The organism is Modestobacter versicolor (assembly GCF_041028285.1).
Lineage (GTDB): Bacteria > Actinomycetota > Actinomycetes > Mycobacteriales > Geodermatophilaceae > Modestobacter > Modestobacter versicolor_A.
The window spans coordinates 160,563-176,227 of sequence record NZ_JABGDB010000001.1; the positions used below are offsets into that span (position 1 = coordinate 160,563).

Here is a 15,665-nt window from a genome sequence, read left to right on the forward strand (position 1 = left end):
CGCCGCCGACAGGCTGACTGCATGACGACGACCCAGCCGGCGCCCCCGGCGACCACGACCGGCGGGCGGTCCCCGGCCGTGACGGTCCGCGGGCTGCGCAAGAGCTACGGAGGCCGCGCCGTCCTCGACGGCCTCGACCTCGAGGTGCGACGCGGCGAGTGCTTCGCGCTGCTCGGCCCCAACGGGGCGGGCAAGACGACGACGATCGAGGTGCTCGAGGGGGTCCGCACCCGGGACGCCGGCGAGGTGCTGGTGCTCGACGAGGACCCGGCCACGGCCGGACGGCGCTGGCGCGGCCGGATCGGCGTGGTCAGCCAGGGCGAGGGGGCCGGCCAGGCGCTCAGCGTCCGCGAGACCCTCGACCACTTCGCGGTCTACACCGCCACGCCGCGGTCCACCGACGAGCTGTTGGCCGCGGTCGGCCTCGTCGAGCAGGCCGGCACCCGGGTCGCCCGGCTGTCCGGGGGGCAGCGCCGCCGGCTGGCCGTGGCGCTGGGGGTGCAGGGCAGCCCGGAGCTGGTCTTCCTCGACGAGCCGACGACCGGCATGGACCCGGTCGCCCGCCGCCGGTTCTGGCAGCTGGTGCGGGACCTGCGCGCCGGCGGGACGACGGTGCTGCTCACCACCCACTACCTCGACGAGGCCGCCGAGCTCGCCGACCGGGTGGGCGTCATCGCCGCTGGCCGGCTGGTGGAGGTGGCCCCGCCCGCCGAGCTCGGCGCCGCCCTGCGCCGGGAGGCCACCGTCCGCTGGCGCGAGGACGGCGGGTGGCGCGAGGTGCGCACCGGGGCGCCGGCCGCCGTCCTGCGCGACCTGCTCGCCGCGAGCCCCAACGCCGAGGTCCCCGGCCTCACCGTCACCCGCCCCGGCCTGGAGGACGTCTACCTCCAGCTCGTGGGCGCCACCCCTGGAGGAGAGCTGCGATGACCGCCGTCCGGACCGACCGACCCGCCCCGCCGTCGACCGCCCGCATCGCGCTGGCCCGGGTGCGGCTGGAGCTCCGGCTGTTCGCCCGCGAGCGCCAGCAGGTGGTGTTCTCGTTCGCCTACCCGCTCGTGATGATGGTGATCTTCGCTTCGGTGCTGGGCGGCGACGAGCGCCCCGGCGACATCCCGTTCGCGCAGTACTTCCTGGCCGGGATCGCGGCCACCGGCATCATGCTGAGCAGCTTCCAGGCGGTCGGGACCGCGATCGCCGCCGAGCGGGAGGCCGGTCAGCTGGAGCGGCTGCAGCTGCTGGGCACCCCGCCGGTCGCCTACTTCGCCGGCAAGGCCGGCCAGGTGCTGGTGACCACGGCGGTGCAGCTGGCGCTGCTGCTCCCGCTGGCGCGCTACGCCTACGACGTCCCGATGCCGGCCGACCTCGGGCACTGGCTCACCTTCCTGTGGGTGGCCGCGCTGGGCGCGCTGGCCGGCACGGTGCTCGGCATCGCGGTGTCGGCGCTGCCCGGCAGCGCGTCGTCGGTCACCACGACCGTCTCCGGCTTCGCGATCGTCCTGCAGTTCTTCTCCGGGGTGTTCTTCGGCTTCACCGAGCTGCCCGGGTGGATGCAGCAGGTCGCCGCGGTCTTCCCGCTCAAGTGGCTCACCCAGGGGATGCGCTCGGCGTTCCTGCCCGAGGAGGCCGGCGCGTTCGAGGTCGCCGGCGGGTGGGAGCACGGCAGGACCGCCCTGGTGCTGGTCGCATGGGTGATCATCGGCGTCATGGTCTGCGTCCGCACGTTCCGCTGGCGCCGGGCGGACGGGTGAACCTGCGCCCCCGGCCCCGGGTCGCCGCCGTCCCCGCGTGGGGGGACGGCGGCGCCCCGCTGTCCGAGCAGGGCTGGCGGACGGCGGTCGTCGTCTGGCACCTGGTCGTCGCGGCGATGCTCGGGACGGCGCTGGTGCGTGCGGTGGGCGTCGTCGACGCCGACGGCGGCCCGCGGGCGCTGCTGGTGGGTGCCCTCGGGGTATTGGCGGTGGGCTGGGTCGGGCTGGGCGCGCCGGCGCTGACCGGCCGCGACCCGCGCCGGGCGACGGCCTACCTGGCGCTGCTGGTGGCGGTGATCGGCGTCGTCGCGTGGATCGAGCCGTCGCTGCTGTTCCTGATGTTCCTGGCCTACCCGCAGGTCTGGTTCATCGTGCCGACCGTGCCGGCGGGCGTCGTCTGGACGGTGGTGCTCGCCGTCGCCAGCACCACCGGCCCGTTCGTCGCCTGGGCGCGCGGCGACGAGCCGCTCTGGGGCCCGGGGGAGACCCTGGTCGGGATGGTCTTCAGCCTGGCGATGGGGCTGTGGGTGCACGGCCTGCTGGCCAAGAGCGAGGAGCGGGCCGAGCTGATCCAGCAGCTGGAGGCGACCCGCGCCGAGCTGGCCGAGGCCCACCACCAGCAGGGCGTGCTCGCCGAGCGCGAGCGGTGGGCCCGGGAGGTGCACGACACCCTGGCCCAGGGCTATACGAGCATCGTCGTGCTGGCCCAGACCGCCGCGGCGCAGCTGCCCGGCGACCCGGGTGCGGCCGCGGAGCGGGTCGCCCTGATCGAGGAGGTCGCCCGGGAGAACCTGGCCGAGGCCCGCGCGATGGTCGCCGCGTTCGCGCCGGTGGCGCTGGACTCCGCGACGCTGCGCGAGGCGCTGGAGCGGCTCGCCGAGCGGTTCGGCCGGGAGACCGGCCTGCCCACCCGGCTGGACACCGCGGCGCTGGCGGAGGACGCGGGGCTGACGAGGAGCGAGGAGATCGTGCTGCTGCGCGGGGCCCAGGAGGCGCTGGCCAACGTGCGCCGGCACGCGTCGGCGACCGCGGTGGTGCTGCGGCTGAGCCACGTCGGCGACGTCGTGTCGGTGCACGTCGAGGACGACGGGGTCGGCTTCGACCCGGCGGACGCCGCCGGGGTGGGGCTCGCGGGGCTGCGGGACCGGGCCGAGGAGGTCGGCGGCGCGGTCGACGTCGCCTCGGCGCCGGGGCGGGGGACGCGCGTGACCGTGCGCGTGCCGACCCGATGACCCGGGTGCTGGTGGTCGACGACCACCCGGTGGTGCGGGGTGGGCTGGTCGGCTGGCTGGCCGCCCAGCCCGACCTGGACGTCGTCGCGGAGGCGGCCGACGGGCTGGAGGCGCTCGCGGCGGTGGCCGAGCACCGGCCGGACGTCGTCCTGATGGACCTGCGGATGCCCCGGATGGACGGCGTGACGGCGACCGGCCGGATCACCGCCGACCACCCCGGCGTCCGGGTGCTGGTGCTCACCACCTACGACACGGACGCCGACATCGTGCGGGCCGTCGAGGCGGGGGCGACCGGCTACCTGCTCAAGGACACGCCGCTGCCGCAGCTGGCCGACGCGGTGCGGGCGGCGGCGCGCGGGGAGACGGTGCTGGCGCCGCCGGTGGCGGCCCGGCTGGTGTCCCGGATGCGGGCGCCCGCCGCCGAGGCGCCGACCGCCCGGGAGCTGCAGGTGCTCGCCGCCGTCGCCCGCGGGATGACCAACGCCGAGATCGGCCGGGAGCTGTACATCGGCGAGGCGACGGTGAAGACCCACCTGCTGCGGGTGTTCGCCAAGCTCGGCGTCGACGACCGGACCCGCGCCGTCCTGGTGGCCGTCGAGCGCGGCCTGCTGCCCGGCCCCGGCTCGGCCTGACACGGCTGATCGCGACCCTGTCAAGGCATCGGCCGGATCTGTGGACAGGCGTTTGACCTGCGGATATGTGTGGTGGGGTGCTGCTCGACGCGTTAGTATACGTACAGGTGTTCGAAGCGGTGGGGAGGTGTCGTGGGCGAGTTGCAGTCGGCCGTGGACGCCCTCGCCGCGGAGGACCTGACCCATCTGTTCGGGCCGGCGTTGTTGGAGCGGCTGGGTCCGTTGCTGGTGTTGCAGAACGGGATCGCGGCTGAGGTCGCTCGCACGGTCCGGCAGTGCGAGTTGGCCGGGGCGGCGGAGCACGACGGGTTGAAGTCGATGGCCTCGTGGTTGCGTGGGCACGCTCACCTGTCGACGCCTGAGGCCGGGCGGGTGGTGCGGACCGGGCGGGCGTTGGAGCACCTGCCGGCCACTGCGGCCGCGTTCGCCGACGGCACCGTCACCCCCGGGCAGATGGCCACGATCGCCCCGATCGCCGGGGAGGAGCAGCGAGCGGCGGCCGAGGCGCAGGGAGTGGATCTGGGTGCCGTCGACCGGGCGCTGGCCGAGGTGGCGCAGTCCCCGGCGCACGAGCGGCTTGCGCAGGCGGTGCACCACTACCTCGAAGCGCTCGACCCCGACGGCGTCGAACCGGACCCGACCGAGGGGCGCCGCTTGTCGATCGCCAAGCACGCCGACGGTTCGGTCACCGGCCGGTTCGACCTCGACGCCGTCGGTGGGGAGAAGGTGCAGGCCGCGATCGAGTCGATCGTGCAGGCCAACCGCCCGCTGGGCGACGACCGCACCCGGGCACAGCAGAACGCCGACGCCCTGGTCCAGCTGTGTGACAACCAGCTCGCCGCCGGCACCCTGCCCACTCTGCGGACGGTGAAGCCGCACCTGGTGGTCACCGTCGACGTCGACGACCTCACCGACACGGGCACGACGGGGCCGGGGGCGGCGCGGACCGGGTTCGGTGCCCGTGTCTCCGCCGCCCGGGCTCGCTGGCTGGCCTGCGACGCCAGCATCTCTCGGCTCGTGATGGGCCCGGATGGGTTGCCGTTGGACGTGGGCCGGGAGAAGCGGGTCGTTCCACCGCACCTGCGGCGGGCGGTGGAGCAGCGGGACGGGCACTGCGTGTTCACCGGCTGCGCGGCACCCACGCACTGGTGCGACGTCCACCACCTACGGGAGTGGGTCGCCGATGAGGGCGAGACCAGCCTCGACAATTCGGCGCTGCTGTGCGAACGCCACCACACCAAGGTCCACCACGGGTTCCGGGTCGAACGACAACCTGGTGGCCGGTGGCGCACCTGGCGACCCGACGGCAGCGAGATCTTGATCCCGGTGTCGCCCTAGCCGGGCGTCCGTAAGCTGGTTCCTCGTGAGTCTCACCATCGGGATCGTCGGCCTGCCCAACGTCGGCAAGTCGACGCTCTTCAACGCCCTGACCAAGAACGACGTGCTCGCCGCGAACTACCCGTTCGCCACGATCGAGCCCAACGTCGGCGTGGTCGGCGTCCCCGACCCCCGGCTGGCGCGGCTCGCCGAGGTCTTCGGCTCGCAGAAGATCATCCCGGCGACGGTCTCCTTCGTCGACATCGCCGGCATCGTGCGCGGCGCCTCCGAGGGGCAGGGGCTGGGCAACAAGTTCCTCGCCAACATCCGCGAGAGCGACGCCATCTGCCAGGTCATCCGGGTCTTCACCGATCCCGACGTGGTGCACGTCGAAGGCAAGGTCGACCCGAATGACGACATCGAGACGATCAACACCGAGCTCGTCCTGGCCGACATGCAGACGCTGGAGAAGGCGATCCCGCGGCTGGAGAAGGAGTCGCGCAAGGACAAGGACCGCAAGGTCCTGCACGACGCCGCCGTGGCCGCCCAGGAGGTGCTCAACTCCGGGACGACGCTGTTCGCCGCGGGCGTCGACCCCGAGCCGCTGCGCGAGCTGACGCTGCTGACGACGAAGCCGTTCCTGTACGTGTTCAACGTGGACGCCGACGAGCTGGCCGACACCGCGCAGCTCGACGAGCTGCGGGCGCTGGTCGCGCCGGCGGAGGCGATCTTCCTCGACGCGCAGACGGAGTCCGAGCTGATCGAGCTCCCCGCCGACGAGGCCGCCGAGCTCCTCGCGTCGATCGGGCAGGACGAGCCCGGCCTGGACCAGCTGGCCCGGGTCGGCTTCCGCACCCTGGGGCTGCAGACCTACCTCACCGCCGGCCCCAAGGAGTCGCGGGCCTGGACGATCCCGGTCGGCGCCACCGCTCCCGAGGCTGCGGGGGTCATCCACACCGACTTCCAGCGCGGCTTCATCAAGGCCGAGATCGTCGGCTTCGACCAGCTCATGGAGGCCGGGTCGATGGCCGAGGCCAAGTCCCGCGGCTGGGTGCGCATCGAGGGCAAGGACTACGTCATGGCCGACGGCGACGTCGTGGAGTTCCGCTTCAACGTCTGATCCGGCCCGGAGCGGCCACCGTCCACGCTGCTCCGGCTGATCGATCGGCGCAGGCGCGGTTCCACGCCGCCCGGCTCAGTGCGCTGAGCGGGTCGGCGCTCCTCCGCGCAGCGGCAGCCGCCGACAGGTCAGCGGGGGAGCGGGGAGACGAACTGCCCGTCGAGGTAGAGCGACGAGCCGTGGGCGAAGCCGCTGTACTTCATCCGGATCTTCACCGTCGCGGTGGACGGGCCGATCGGGAAGTCGTGGGTGCTGCCGGTGTCCCACCACTTGCGGCTCTCGTGCACGGTCGTGCCGTCCAGCAGCACCCGGCGTCGGCCGGACCAGCTGTCGTGCTCCAACTCGACCTGGTGGGACGTCCCGTCGACGTCGACCCGCCACACGTTGTCGGCTTCGCTCATGTGCCGACGGTACCGACCCGCGCCGTGGCGTCCACCTGGAACCCGGGTGTGGCGGCCGGGTGGCCCGGGGTAGGGCCTGCCCCCTGACCGCCCGGGACCCGGGCGGCACCCGCGACGGGGAGGTCGGCATGGCCGGGAAGAGCGGCAAGGGCAGCGACACCGCGAAGAAGGCGAACGCCAAGGCTGAGAAGGAGGGCAAGAAGAACCCCCGCACCAGCTCCGCCGCGCAGAGCGAGCTGGGCAAGAAGGGCGGCAAGAAGGGCGGGGAGAAGAAGGGCGGCGGGAAGAAGAAGGGCGCGAAGAAGTGACGACCGAGCGCGTCCGGCGGGAGGGCTGACGGTCCTCGGGACGACGCCGGCGCGACGGCCGTGGCACCGTGGGCACGGCTGGCGCGTTCACCGTGGAGCTGCCACCTCAAGGACGGGCGGCCCGCTGCCGATGTGGCGGGTGGCCCGCCATCGCCCGGGCACGACACGGAGGAGACGTCATGGAGTACCTGCGCCAGTTGCGGTCCGAACGGCCGCTGCTCTTCTGGCTCGGGGTGGCCGTGCTCTTCTGGCTCGCCTTCCAGCTGGCCCTCTTCCTGGTGGCGCTGGTCATCGGGCCGTTCGGCCTGCCCTCCTGGGCGCCCCTGGTCGTGCTCGTCGGCGGCCTCGTGCTGGTCGCCCGCCGCCAGCAGCGCTAGCGCGCACCCGGAGCGGTGCCGGGATGCGACAGGATGGGCGCTCCGCAGCGTCGACCAGTACGGGAGCACCGCCGTGACCGACCCCTCCGCCTTCCCGCCGCCGGCCCCGATGGTGGTGCCCCGGTTCTTCGTCAAGCAGCGGATCACGGTGATGGTGAACCGCTACGAGGTGCTCGCCGCCAACCCCGACGGCAGCGAGGGCCAGCTGCTGGCCTTCGCCGAGCAGAAGCGGATGAAGCTCAAGGAGGAGGTGGTCTTCTTCACCGACGAGACGAAGACCCGGCGGGTGTTCTCCTTCAAGGCCCGCCAGACCCTCGACGTGCACGCCCAGCACGACGTGCACGACGAGCAGGGCATGCCGCTGGGCATGTTCAGCAAGGAGTTCGGCGCCAGCCTGCTGCGCTCGACGTGGAAGCTGTCCGCACCGGGCATCGAGGCGGTCGGCAAGGAGCGGCGGCTGTTCATCGCCGTCCTGCGCCGGGTCTGGAACCTGATCCCGTACCTCGGCGACATCTGGGCCCCTTCGTCTTCCACTTCGACTTCCTCGACACCGCCACCGGGCAGCCGGTGCTGGTCAGCGAGCGGCAGAAGGCCATCCGCGACCGGTACACCGTCACGGTCCCGGACCCGCGGCTGGACTTCCGGGTCGCGGCGGCCATGGCCGTGGCGCTCGACGCGCTGCAGAGCCGCTAGCCCACCGACCAGTCGATCCGGTCGGCCAGCGCGGCCAGCCGGCGACCGGACGCCGGGTCAAGGGAGGCGGCCCAGGCCACCCGGCCCAGCACGACGTCGCGGAAGGTGGCCGGGTCGTGCCCGCGCAACTGGCTGCGCCACCCGGCCGTCGCGCAGTTGTGCAGCAGGGCGCGCAGTGCGTCCCGCTCGCGCCGCGGCAGCGCGGGGTGGACGTTGACCACCGCGCCGAGCACCGACTGCCGGCGCCCGGCGGTGGTGACCGTCGTCTTGCCCGGGTTGAGCCGGAAGCCCTCGTCGGTGACGACCTCGGCCACCTGCTCGGCGAAGCGGGCGCGGCCGATGGCCGGGGGACCGCTGACGGTGAGGTCGTCGACGTACCGGGTGTAGGTGCCGCCGTACCGCGCCGCCAGCCCGGCCAGCCGCCGGTCCAGCCGGAAGCAGACCAGGTTCGCCAGCATCGGCGAGGTCGGCGCCCCCTGCGGGAGGTGCGGGACGGCGAGCCGCTGCCCCAGCCGCCGGTGCCGCTCGCGGTCCTCGACCGGGGTGGGCACCGGCGCCGCCCGCCACACCTGCGCGGGCACCACCGTCGTCGTCAGCGCGGTGAGCAGGTGGGCGACCGGCTCGGGGAGCCCGGCCGGCCCCAGCAGCACCCCGCGCACCCGCCCGGCCGCGATGCCGGGGAAGAAGGCCTCCAGGTCCATCCGCAGGACGACGGCGGACCCGCAGTGCGGCTCGACGGCGGTGCGCACCGAGCGGCCGGGCACGCAGCCGTGGGCGGCGTCGTGCACCGGGACCCGTTCCAGCACGTGCCGCAGCAGCCGCCGCTGTGCCTCCTTCAGCCGGGGCTTCGGCGCGGCGAGCAACCGGACGCCGTGCGGCCGCGGGACGACGTGCCAGCGGTAGTGCCGCAGCGGCTCGCCGGCGGTGCGCTCCAGGCCGCGGACGTCGGCGAACCAGGCCAGCTCTCCGGGGTCGAGGTCCAGCAGCCGGGCCACCGCCGACTGGTCGGGCAGGTCCGCGACCGGGTGGCGTCGGCGGTCGAGCGTGGTGGGCGTCGGCTGCCACCGCACCGGTCGCGGCGGCGGGGTGGCCCCCTGCCCGCGCAGCCAGCCCTGCGTCGTCCGCAGGAACCGGGCCAGCTCCCGGGGCCGGTCGACCGGCGGCTGCGGGTGGGCGGTCTGCACCTCGCCGACCATCGTGCCCACCCAGGTCGCGGCGCGGGCCTGGCCCAGCGTCACCGCCACCCGGCGCACCATCTCCGGCCGGCGCCACGGGCCGGCCAGCAGCGCACCGGCGACCGCCGCGGCCAGCGCCTCGGGTCGCCGTCCCGGGGTCACCGGGGGGTGCCCGCCGGCCGGGGTGCGCGACGGAGAGGCCAGCCCGTCCCTGGACGATGCGCCGGGGCGTGCGCGGAGCGCGCCGTCCGGCTCATGCCGCTGTGCCCTGCTCGCTCACGGTTCCCCGGGGTTGCCCCGGGGGGACCGGCCACTGCCGGTCGTCCTGCCCTCCCCGCCGCGCACCCGGCCACCGTAGTGGCCGGTCGGGGTCCGGCGGCCGGGCGGTCAGAGGTGGGTGGCCTCGAGCTCGGCGAAGAACGCCTTGGCCAGGGCGACGAAGTCGGCCTCGCGGACGGCGATGGTGTCGCCGACCCGGTACCGCAGCACGGTGCGCTCGGGGGCCAGCCGGATGCTCCGGTCGGAGATCAGCACGCTGCCGCGCTGCAGCGACTCGGCGATCAGCCGGACCTCGTCCAGGGCGGTGCCCTCGGTGCCGTCGGCGCCGTGCCGGCGGTGGACGAACCCGTTGTCCAGCGCGACGACCATGTTGTTGAAGAACACCGGCTCGAAGGCGTCCAGCGCGCCGGGGGACGAGCTGGCGGCGGCGGCCAGGTCGCGGTAGGCGGCGACCTGGGCGTCGACGGCCGCGCGACGCTGGTCGACGTAGTCCTGCGCGTACGTGCTGCGACTCAACACGGCTGCTCCCGGGGGAGAGGTGGACCCTCCCAGGGTCCCACGACCGGTCCGGTCCCGGAAGCCGTCGGCCCGGTTCAGGTGCCCGCCGAGCCGGGCAGCCGGACGGCGGCCAGCGGCAGCCAGCTCGACCGCTTCAGCCCGCCCACGACGAACTGCAGCCGCAGCTGGCAGGCGCCCTCGACGGCGTCCCGCCAGCCGAGCAGGACGGCGGGGTGCCAGTCGCCGCCGTGGCTGAACTCGACGGGCAGCGGCTCGCCGAGCAGCGCCGTCATCCCGGGGTCGTGCACGGCCGGGACGATATGCGGTCGGGCAGACACGCAGGGTGAGGCGCGGCGGATCTGCGGCCGCGGGAAGGACGGTCCGCCGCTGTGCGTTGTCCTGGACAACCGACCCGGAAGGCCCCTCCATGCGCATCCCGCTGTCCGTCCTCGACCTCGCCCCGATCGCCCGCGGGGAGACCGTCAGCAGCAGCATCGCGGCCAGTGTCGCCCTCGCCCGGTCGGCGGAGGAGCACGGCTACCGGCGGGTCTGGTACGCCGAGCACCACAACATGCCGACCATCGCGTCCTCGGCGACGAGCGTGCTGATCTCGCACGTCGGCGCGCAGACCTCGACGATCCGGCTGGGCTCCGGCGGCGTCATGCTGCCGAACCACTCGCCGCTGACCATCGCCGAGCAGTTCGGCACCCTCGAGGCGATGTACCCCGGCCGCATCGACCTGGGGCTGGGCCGGGCGCCCGGCTCCGACCAGAACACGATGTACGCGCTGCGCCGCGACCCGGGCTCCGCCGAGAACTTCCCGCAGGACGTGCTGGAGCTGCAGGCCTACCTGGCCGGCCAGACCCGGGTGCCCGGCGTGGACGCCATCCCGGGCAAGGGCTCGCGCGTCCCGCTGTTCGTCCTCGGCTCCTCGCTGTTCGGTGCCCACCTGGCCGCTGCGCTCGGGCTGCCCTACGCCTTCGCCAGCCACTTCGCGCCGCAGGCCCTCGAGGCCGCCGTCGCCACCTACCGGGCCGAGTTCAAGCCGTCCGCCCAGCTGGAGGAGCCCCACGTCATCGCCGGGGTCAACGTCGTCGCGGCCGACACCGAGGGGGCGGCGAAGGAGTCGCTGCAGGCGGTGCGCCGCAACCTCGCGATCGGCCTCTTCGGGCGCGGCCGGTCGTTCACCGACGCGGAGGCCGACCTGCTGCTCGAGCAGGGCGCCGGTCACCACGTCCACTCGATGCTGACCCACACGGCGGTCGGCACGCCGCCCCAGGTCGCCGAGTTCCTGGAGCGCTTCCGGGCGCAGGCCGACGCCGACGAGCTCATCGTCGCCCACCAGTCCCCGACCACGGAGGGCCGGCTGCGCTCGGTCGCCCTCACCGCCGAGGCCATGGAGTCCGTCAGCGTCTGACCCCGTCGTCACGCGCTGGGGCGGGCGCCGCCGATGAACCCGCTCCAGCGCATCGGGCTCACCCGGATCACCGAGCCGCTCTGCGGCGCCTCGAGCACCTGCCCGTCGCCCAGCCAGATGGCGACGTGGTGGATGGTCGAGGCCCGGCTCGTGTCGGTGGCCCAGAAGACCAGGTCACCGCGCTGCAGGTCGGTGCGGGACACCTTCGGCAGCGCCGCGTACTGCGCGCTGCTGTTGCGCGGGATCGAGATCCCGGCCTTGGCGTAGGCGTAGCGGGTCAGGCCGGAGCAGTCGAAGCCGACGATGCCGGCGTCGACGCCCCACCCGACGCTGGGGCCGGTCAGCGAGCCGCCGCCCCAGGCGTAGATGGTGCCCAGGTACCGCCGGGCGGCGGAGACGGCCGTCTCGACCGCCCCGGCCGAGGCCGCGCCCGCGGTGGTGGTGCCGCCGCTGCTGACGGCGTGCTGGGCCGCGGCGGTCCGGGCGGCGGCCTGCTGGGCGGCGTACTGCTGCGCCGCCACCCGGGCCCCTTCGAGGCCGAGCACGGCCTGCTGGGCCTGCTGGAGCTGTGCCTGCAGCGTGGTCTGCCGGGCGGCGAGCGCCGCGGCCTGCGCGCGGGCGCTCACCTCCAGCGCCTCGGCGGCGGCGAGCGCGTCGGCGGCCTGCTGCGCCAGCACGGCGGCCTGGTCCAGCGCCGTCCGGGCAGCCGCGTCCGCGGCGGCGGCGGACTGCTCGGCCGCGGTGACCTGCACGACGACGTCGCCCTGGTGCGCGCCGGCGGCCTCCAGCAGCGCCGCCCGCTCGACCATCTGGGCCGGGCCGTCGGCGGTCATCAGCGCCTCGAGCGTGGGGGACGTGCTGCCCTGCAGGTAGCTCTGCCGGGCGAAGGCCGCCAGCCCGGCGCGGGCGTCGGCCAGGTCGTCGCGCGCCTGCTCGGCGGCGGCAGCGGCGGTCTCGGCGGCGGCCTCGGCGGCCTCCAGCTCGGCCTGCGTGCCCTGGAAGGCGTCCAGCGCGATGGCCGACTCGGCGCGGGCGGCGTCCACCCGCACCTGGGCAGCGGCCAGCTCCGCGGCGATCGCGCCGACCTGCGCGGCGGCGTCCGCCTGGGCCTGCTGGGCCTGGCCGAGCTGGCTGTCCGAGGGGGCCGTCGGCACTGCGACGGCGGTGCCCGGGGCGGCGACGAGGCAGACGGCGACCGTCGCGACGACCCCGGCCAGCCGGCGCGCCGTCCGGACGGCGACCGTCCGTCGGGTGGTGGTCTGCGTGACCATGTCCCGTGTGCCCCTTCCGCTGGACGGTCACCCGTTCGGGTGACCCAGCCACCTGATCGGCGCGGGGCGCGAGGTCCTTGAGCACCTCAGGTCTGCTGAGTTGGGCTCAGCAACGGGACCGGCTGCTCAGTCGGGCGGGCGGTGCTCGGCGACGAGCCGGCGGGGCGCCCGGCAGGCCCAGGCCTCTTCGAGCACCTCGGCGAGCTCGGCCAGGTCGATCTCGTCCAGCCACACCAGCACGGCCGGGTAGCCGGCGAAGTGCCGGGTGGCGAAGTAGACGTCGGGGGAGTCGGCGACCAGCGCGGCCCGGACGCCGATGTCCGCCACCCGGAGGGCGAGCACCGGGCCCGACGGCGCGGCGTCCCCGAGCTCGGCGACGTCCGCGCGGCGCAGCGGCCGCTCCCAGGCGAACGCCTTGTCCCGCACCCGCCAGCTCCGCGCCCCGGAGTGGGACGGGCCCTCGGTGGCCTCCGGGAGGGCCAGGGAGATCCGCGCGACGTCGTCCCAGGTGGCCATGGGCAGACGCTACGTCGGTGCGCCCGGCGGGGCCCGGGCGAGGATGGGCGCATGAACGTCTTCACCGACTACGCCGAGACCCACTGGGTGCCGATCAACGGGGACGTGGTCACCGTGCAGACGGTCGACGCGGCCGGCCGCCGGGAGACCCACGTGCTGTCGGTGGCCGAGGCGCTCGCCCAGTTCAAGGTCAGGTACCCGTTCGTGGACGACGCCCAGGCGGCCGCGCTCTTCGCCCAGGGGGGATGAGGCAGGGGGGATGAGCCGCGGGGGAGGGGGCGTTGACCCTGGCATGCGCTTCCTCGTCCTCGGTGACTCGCTGGCCGCCGGCACCGGTGCCACCAGCACCCAGCACACCCTCGGCGCCCGGCTGACCCGCGTGCTCCGGGACGCCGGCCGCACCGTCGACCTGCAGGTCGTCGCCGTCCCCGGCGCGACCTCGCTCGACCTGGCGGCGCAGGTCGTCCGGGCCGCCGCCACCGCCCCGGCGGACGTCGCCCTGCTGGTCGTCGGCGCCAACGACATCACCCGCCAGGTGCCGCCCGCCCGGGCCGCGGCCTCCCTCGCCGACGCCGTCCGGCAGCTGCGCGCACGCGGCACGGAGGTGCTCGTCGTCCCCACGCCCGACCTGTCCTCGGTCGCCTGGGTGCCGCCGGTGTTCCGGTCGGTCGTCGCGGCGGTCTGCGACGCCCAGCGGGCCCGGCAGACCGCGGCGGCGGAGGCCGCCGGCGCGGTCGTCGCCCCGGTCGGGGCAGCGGTGGCCGGCCGCTTCGCCGCGGACCCGTCGCTGTTCTCCGCCGACCGGTTCCACCCGTCGTCCGCGGGCTACGCGCTGGTGGCCGAGGCGCTCGCGCCGCACCTGCTCGCGCTCGCCGACCGGCGGGCGGCGGACGCCGCCTGACTCAGGCGGCCCCGCCCGGCGGCGTCCGGCAGGCGGGGGTGCCGCCCGGCAGCCGGTACCGGTTGGCGGCGACCAGCCGGTAGACGAACGGGGCGACCCAGCGCACCGGCGGCACCGTCAGCACCCAGCCCGGCACCGACCAGGGCAGCCCGGCCGCCCGCAGCGCCCGCGCGACCGCCGGCGCGCCCCCGGAGACCGCGCCGTCCCGGTCGACCCAGAGCACCTCGGTCTGCGCCCGCGCGGCGGTGGTGCCCAGCGCGGCCAGGTCGGCGAACTGCCAGGCCACCACGTCGACGTCGGGCGGCAGCGCGCGGCGGGCGAGGTCGGCGGACCGCGTGCAGAAGGCGCAGTCGCCGTCGAAGACGAGGGTCCGGGTGGTCACGGGGCCCATCCTCCGCTCACCCGACGTCCACGGTGAGCGCCCGGTGGTCCGACAGCGGGAGGGCCGGGGCGGACGACGCCGTGACCTGCCCGAGGCTGCCGCGGAGCAGCACGTGGTCCAGCTGCCGGTCCGGTTCCTCGAGCGGGAAGGTCAGCCCGGCGGCCAGGGGGCGCCAGCCGGTCACCGCGGCCGGCGTGGGCGGCGTCATGTTGAGGTCGCCCATCAGCACCAGCGGCCCGGGGAACGCCGTCAGGTCCCGCCGCAGCCGGCGCAGCTGGCGCCGGTTCCAGCCCGGCACGAAGGACAGGTGGGTGTTCACCACGGTCAGGTCGCCGTGCGGGGTCTGGACGACGGCGACCAGGGCCGCCCGCGGCTCCTCGTGGACCATGATCACCTTCCGCGGGCCGGGCAGCCACATCGGGAAGGTGAACGGGATCGGGGACAGCCGGATCACCTGCCAGCTGCTCACCGGGTACCGCGACAGCAGCGCGATCCCGTACTCCGCCGTCCCGGGCTGCTCCTGGCCGGTGGCCGCCATCCAGGTCGCCCCTGGCGTGCCGGCGATCGCCGCGACGAACCGGTGCGCGACGGCGCCCATCGCCTCGGCGGCCACCGCGGTGAGGTCGGCGTGGTGCGAGCGGGGCTGCTCGCGGTCCACCTCCTGCAGGGCGAGGACGTCGGCGTCCAGCCCCGCCACCGCGGCGGCGAACCGGTCGACGTCCACCCGGTCGTCGGTGAGGGAGCGTCCGTGCAGGATGTTGAAGGTCGCGAGGCGCACGCGTGACCGCTACCCGTCCGGGTAGTCCCACACCCGGTCCTGGCCCCGATCAGAGGAGCACTGCGTGCCTGCCGACCGCGACGTCCTCAGGGTGGCGCTGAAGCGCACCGCGTCCGCGCTCAAGCACGACGGGGTGCCGTTCGCCCTCGCCGGCGGCTACGCGCTGTGGGCGCACGGGGCCCCCGAGTCGGAGAACGACGTGGACTTCGTCGTCGCCGAGGACGACACCGAACGCGCCGCGAACGTCCTGACCGACGCCGGCTTCGAGGTGGTCCGCCCGCCCGAGGACTGGTTGTTCAAGGCGCGCACGGACGGCGTCGTCGTCGACGTGCTGCACCGCATCGTGGGCGAACCGGTGGGTGCGGAGATGCTGGACCGGTCCGAGGAGATGGACCTGATCGGCATCCGGCTGCCGGTGCTGCCGGCCACCGACCTGCTGTCGAGCAAGCTCCGGTCGATGACCGAGCACTACTGCGACTTCGGCCGGCTGCTGCCGCACGTGCGGGCGGTGCGCGAGCAGGTCGACTGGCCGCGGCTGCGCAAGGAGGTCGCGGAGAACGACTTCGCCGTCGCGTTCCTCTTCCTCACCGACCGGCTGGGGATCAGCGAGGGCTGACCGG

General features: G+C 75.0%; 22 protein-coding genes. 13 read left to right on the forward strand and 9 right to left on the reverse strand.

Annotation, left to right across the window (positions count from 1 at the left end; translation table 11 throughout):
* The first annotated feature begins 21 nt into the window (after window positions 1-21).
* The 6 genes from HL054_RS00810 (at window position 22) to ychF (ending at window position 6,049) form a co-directional block, all read left to right on the forward strand.
* Window positions 22-927: an ABC transporter ATP-binding protein gene (locus tag HL054_RS00810; protein ID WP_369136783.1), complete on the forward strand. Its 906-nt coding sequence runs from the start codon at window positions 22-24 to the stop codon at window positions 925-927.
* Window positions 924-1,748, forward strand: a complete 825-nt coding sequence (locus tag HL054_RS00815; protein WP_369136784.1) for an ABC transporter permease — start codon at window positions 924-926, stop codon at window positions 1,746-1,748. The genes HL054_RS00810 and HL054_RS00815 overlap by 4 nt, the downstream gene beginning before the upstream one ends.
* On the forward strand, window positions 1,745-2,980 hold the full coding sequence (locus HL054_RS00820) for a sensor histidine kinase (protein ID WP_369136785.1): 1,236 nt from the start codon (window positions 1,745-1,747) through the stop codon (window positions 2,978-2,980). Before HL054_RS00815 ends, HL054_RS00820 begins: the two co-directional genes overlap by 4 nt.
* Window positions 2,977-3,612: a response regulator gene (locus HL054_RS00825; RefSeq protein WP_369136786.1), complete on the forward strand. Its 636-nt coding sequence runs from the start codon at window positions 2,977-2,979 to the stop codon at window positions 3,610-3,612. Before HL054_RS00820 ends, HL054_RS00825 begins: the two co-directional genes overlap by 4 nt.
* 132 nt (window positions 3,613-3,744) lie before the next feature.
* Window positions 3,745-4,950, forward strand: coding sequence for an HNH endonuclease signature motif containing protein (locus HL054_RS00830; RefSeq protein WP_369136787.1), 1,206 nt, complete (start codon window positions 3,745-3,747; stop codon window positions 4,948-4,950).
* Window positions 4,951-4,975: 25 nt separating this feature from the next.
* Window positions 4,976-6,049 carry a redox-regulated ATPase YchF gene (ychF, locus tag HL054_RS00835; protein WP_369136788.1) on the forward strand — a complete coding sequence of 358 codons (1,074 nt, stop codon included), beginning with the start codon at window positions 4,976-4,978 and terminating at the stop codon, window positions 6,047-6,049.
* 128 nt (window positions 6,050-6,177) lie between these two features.
* On the opposite strand, the gene HL054_RS00840 is transcribed toward ychF, so the two are convergent.
* A complete protein-coding gene (locus HL054_RS00840) occupies window positions 6,178-6,450 on the reverse strand; it encodes a hypothetical protein (RefSeq protein ID WP_369136789.1) in 273 nt (90 codons plus the stop codon).
* A 128-nt stretch (window positions 6,451-6,578) separates the two neighbouring features.
* On the opposite strand from HL054_RS00840, the gene HL054_RS00845 reads away from it, so the two are divergent.
* Both HL054_RS00845 and HL054_RS00850 read left to right on the forward strand, forming a co-directional pair.
* On the forward strand, window positions 6,579-6,758 hold the full coding sequence (locus tag HL054_RS00845; RefSeq protein WP_369136790.1) for a hypothetical protein: 180 nt from the start codon (window positions 6,579-6,581) through the stop codon (window positions 6,756-6,758).
* 179 nt (window positions 6,759-6,937) lie between these two features.
* A complete protein-coding gene (locus HL054_RS00850) occupies window positions 6,938-7,135 on the forward strand; it encodes a hypothetical protein (protein ID WP_369136791.1) in 198 nt (65 codons plus the stop codon).
* 162 nt (window positions 7,136-7,297) lie between these two features.
* On the opposite strand, the gene HL054_RS00855 is transcribed toward HL054_RS00850, so the two are convergent.
* Window positions 7,298-7,600, reverse strand: coding sequence for a hypothetical protein (locus HL054_RS00855; RefSeq protein ID WP_369136792.1), 303 nt, complete (start codon window positions 7,598-7,600; stop codon window positions 7,298-7,300).
* A gap of 102 nt (window positions 7,601-7,702) precedes the next feature.
* Between HL054_RS00855 and HL054_RS00860 the strand changes: the two genes are divergently transcribed.
* A complete protein-coding gene (locus tag HL054_RS00860; RefSeq protein ID WP_369136793.1) occupies window positions 7,703-7,828 on the forward strand; it encodes a hypothetical protein in 126 nt (41 codons plus the stop codon).
* On the opposite strand, the gene HL054_RS00865 is transcribed toward HL054_RS00860, so the two are convergent.
* From HL054_RS00865 to HL054_RS00875, 3 genes are all read right to left on the reverse strand, one after another.
* Complete coding sequence (locus HL054_RS00865; protein WP_369136794.1) at window positions 7,825-9,165, reverse strand: reverse transcriptase family protein; 1,341 nt, start codon at window positions 9,163-9,165, stop codon at window positions 7,825-7,827. The genes HL054_RS00860 and HL054_RS00865 overlap by 4 nt on opposite strands.
* A gap of 225 nt (window positions 9,166-9,390) precedes the next feature.
* Entirely contained in the window at window positions 9,391-9,801 is a 411-nt protein-coding gene (locus HL054_RS00870) for a hypothetical protein (RefSeq protein WP_369136795.1), read from the reverse strand.
* Between the two features lie 74 nt (window positions 9,802-9,875).
* Window positions 9,876-10,088 (reverse strand): hypothetical protein, encoded by a 213-nt coding sequence (locus HL054_RS00875; protein WP_369136796.1) that lies wholly within the window; start codon window positions 10,086-10,088, stop codon window positions 9,876-9,878.
* A 119-nt stretch (window positions 10,089-10,207) separates the two neighbouring features.
* Here HL054_RS00875 and HL054_RS00880 point away from each other — a divergent pair, with 119 nt between their 5' ends.
* Window positions 10,208-11,197, forward strand: a complete 990-nt coding sequence (locus tag HL054_RS00880; RefSeq protein WP_369136797.1) for an LLM class flavin-dependent oxidoreductase — start codon at window positions 10,208-10,210, stop codon at window positions 11,195-11,197.
* Between the two features lie 8 nt (window positions 11,198-11,205).
* Here the strand turns inward: HL054_RS00880 and HL054_RS00885 are convergent, their stop codons facing one another.
* Window positions 11,206-12,468, reverse strand: coding sequence for a C40 family peptidase (locus HL054_RS00885; RefSeq protein WP_369136798.1), 1,263 nt, complete (start codon window positions 12,466-12,468; stop codon window positions 11,206-11,208).
* A 126-nt stretch (window positions 12,469-12,594) separates the two neighbouring features.
* Window positions 12,595-12,984 (reverse strand): MmcQ/YjbR family DNA-binding protein, encoded by a 390-nt coding sequence (locus HL054_RS00890; RefSeq protein ID WP_369136799.1) that lies wholly within the window; start codon window positions 12,982-12,984, stop codon window positions 12,595-12,597.
* Window positions 12,985-13,035: 51 nt separating this feature from the next.
* Here HL054_RS00890 and HL054_RS00895 point away from each other — a divergent pair, with 51 nt between their 5' ends.
* Window positions 13,036-13,233, forward strand: coding sequence for a hypothetical protein (locus tag HL054_RS00895; protein ID WP_369136800.1), 198 nt, complete (start codon window positions 13,036-13,038; stop codon window positions 13,231-13,233).
* 43 nt (window positions 13,234-13,276) lie between these two features.
* The gene (locus HL054_RS00900; RefSeq protein WP_369136801.1) at window positions 13,277-13,885 is read left to right on the forward strand and encodes a GDSL-type esterase/lipase family protein; all 609 of its coding nucleotides are present in this window, start codon (window positions 13,277-13,279) and stop codon (window positions 13,883-13,885) included.
* 1 nt (window position 13,886) lies between these two features.
* Here the strand turns inward: HL054_RS00900 and HL054_RS00905 are convergent, their stop codons facing one another.
* Together HL054_RS00905 and HL054_RS00910 are read right to left on the reverse strand one after the other, a co-directional pair.
* Window positions 13,887-14,267 carry a thiol-disulfide oxidoreductase DCC family protein gene (locus HL054_RS00905; protein ID WP_369136802.1) on the reverse strand — a complete coding sequence of 127 codons (381 nt, stop codon included), beginning with the start codon at window positions 14,265-14,267 and terminating at the stop codon, window positions 13,887-13,889.
* 16 nt (window positions 14,268-14,283) lie between these two features.
* Window positions 14,284-15,045, reverse strand: a complete 762-nt coding sequence (locus tag HL054_RS00910) for an endonuclease/exonuclease/phosphatase family protein (protein WP_369136803.1) — start codon at window positions 15,043-15,045, stop codon at window positions 14,284-14,286.
* Window positions 15,046-15,109: 64 nt separating this feature from the next.
* Between HL054_RS00910 and HL054_RS00915 the strand changes: the two genes are divergently transcribed.
* Window positions 15,110-15,661 (forward strand): nucleotidyltransferase, encoded by a 552-nt coding sequence (locus HL054_RS00915; RefSeq protein WP_369136804.1) that lies wholly within the window; start codon window positions 15,110-15,112, stop codon window positions 15,659-15,661.
* The last annotated feature ends 4 nt before the right edge of the window (window positions 15,662-15,665 follow it).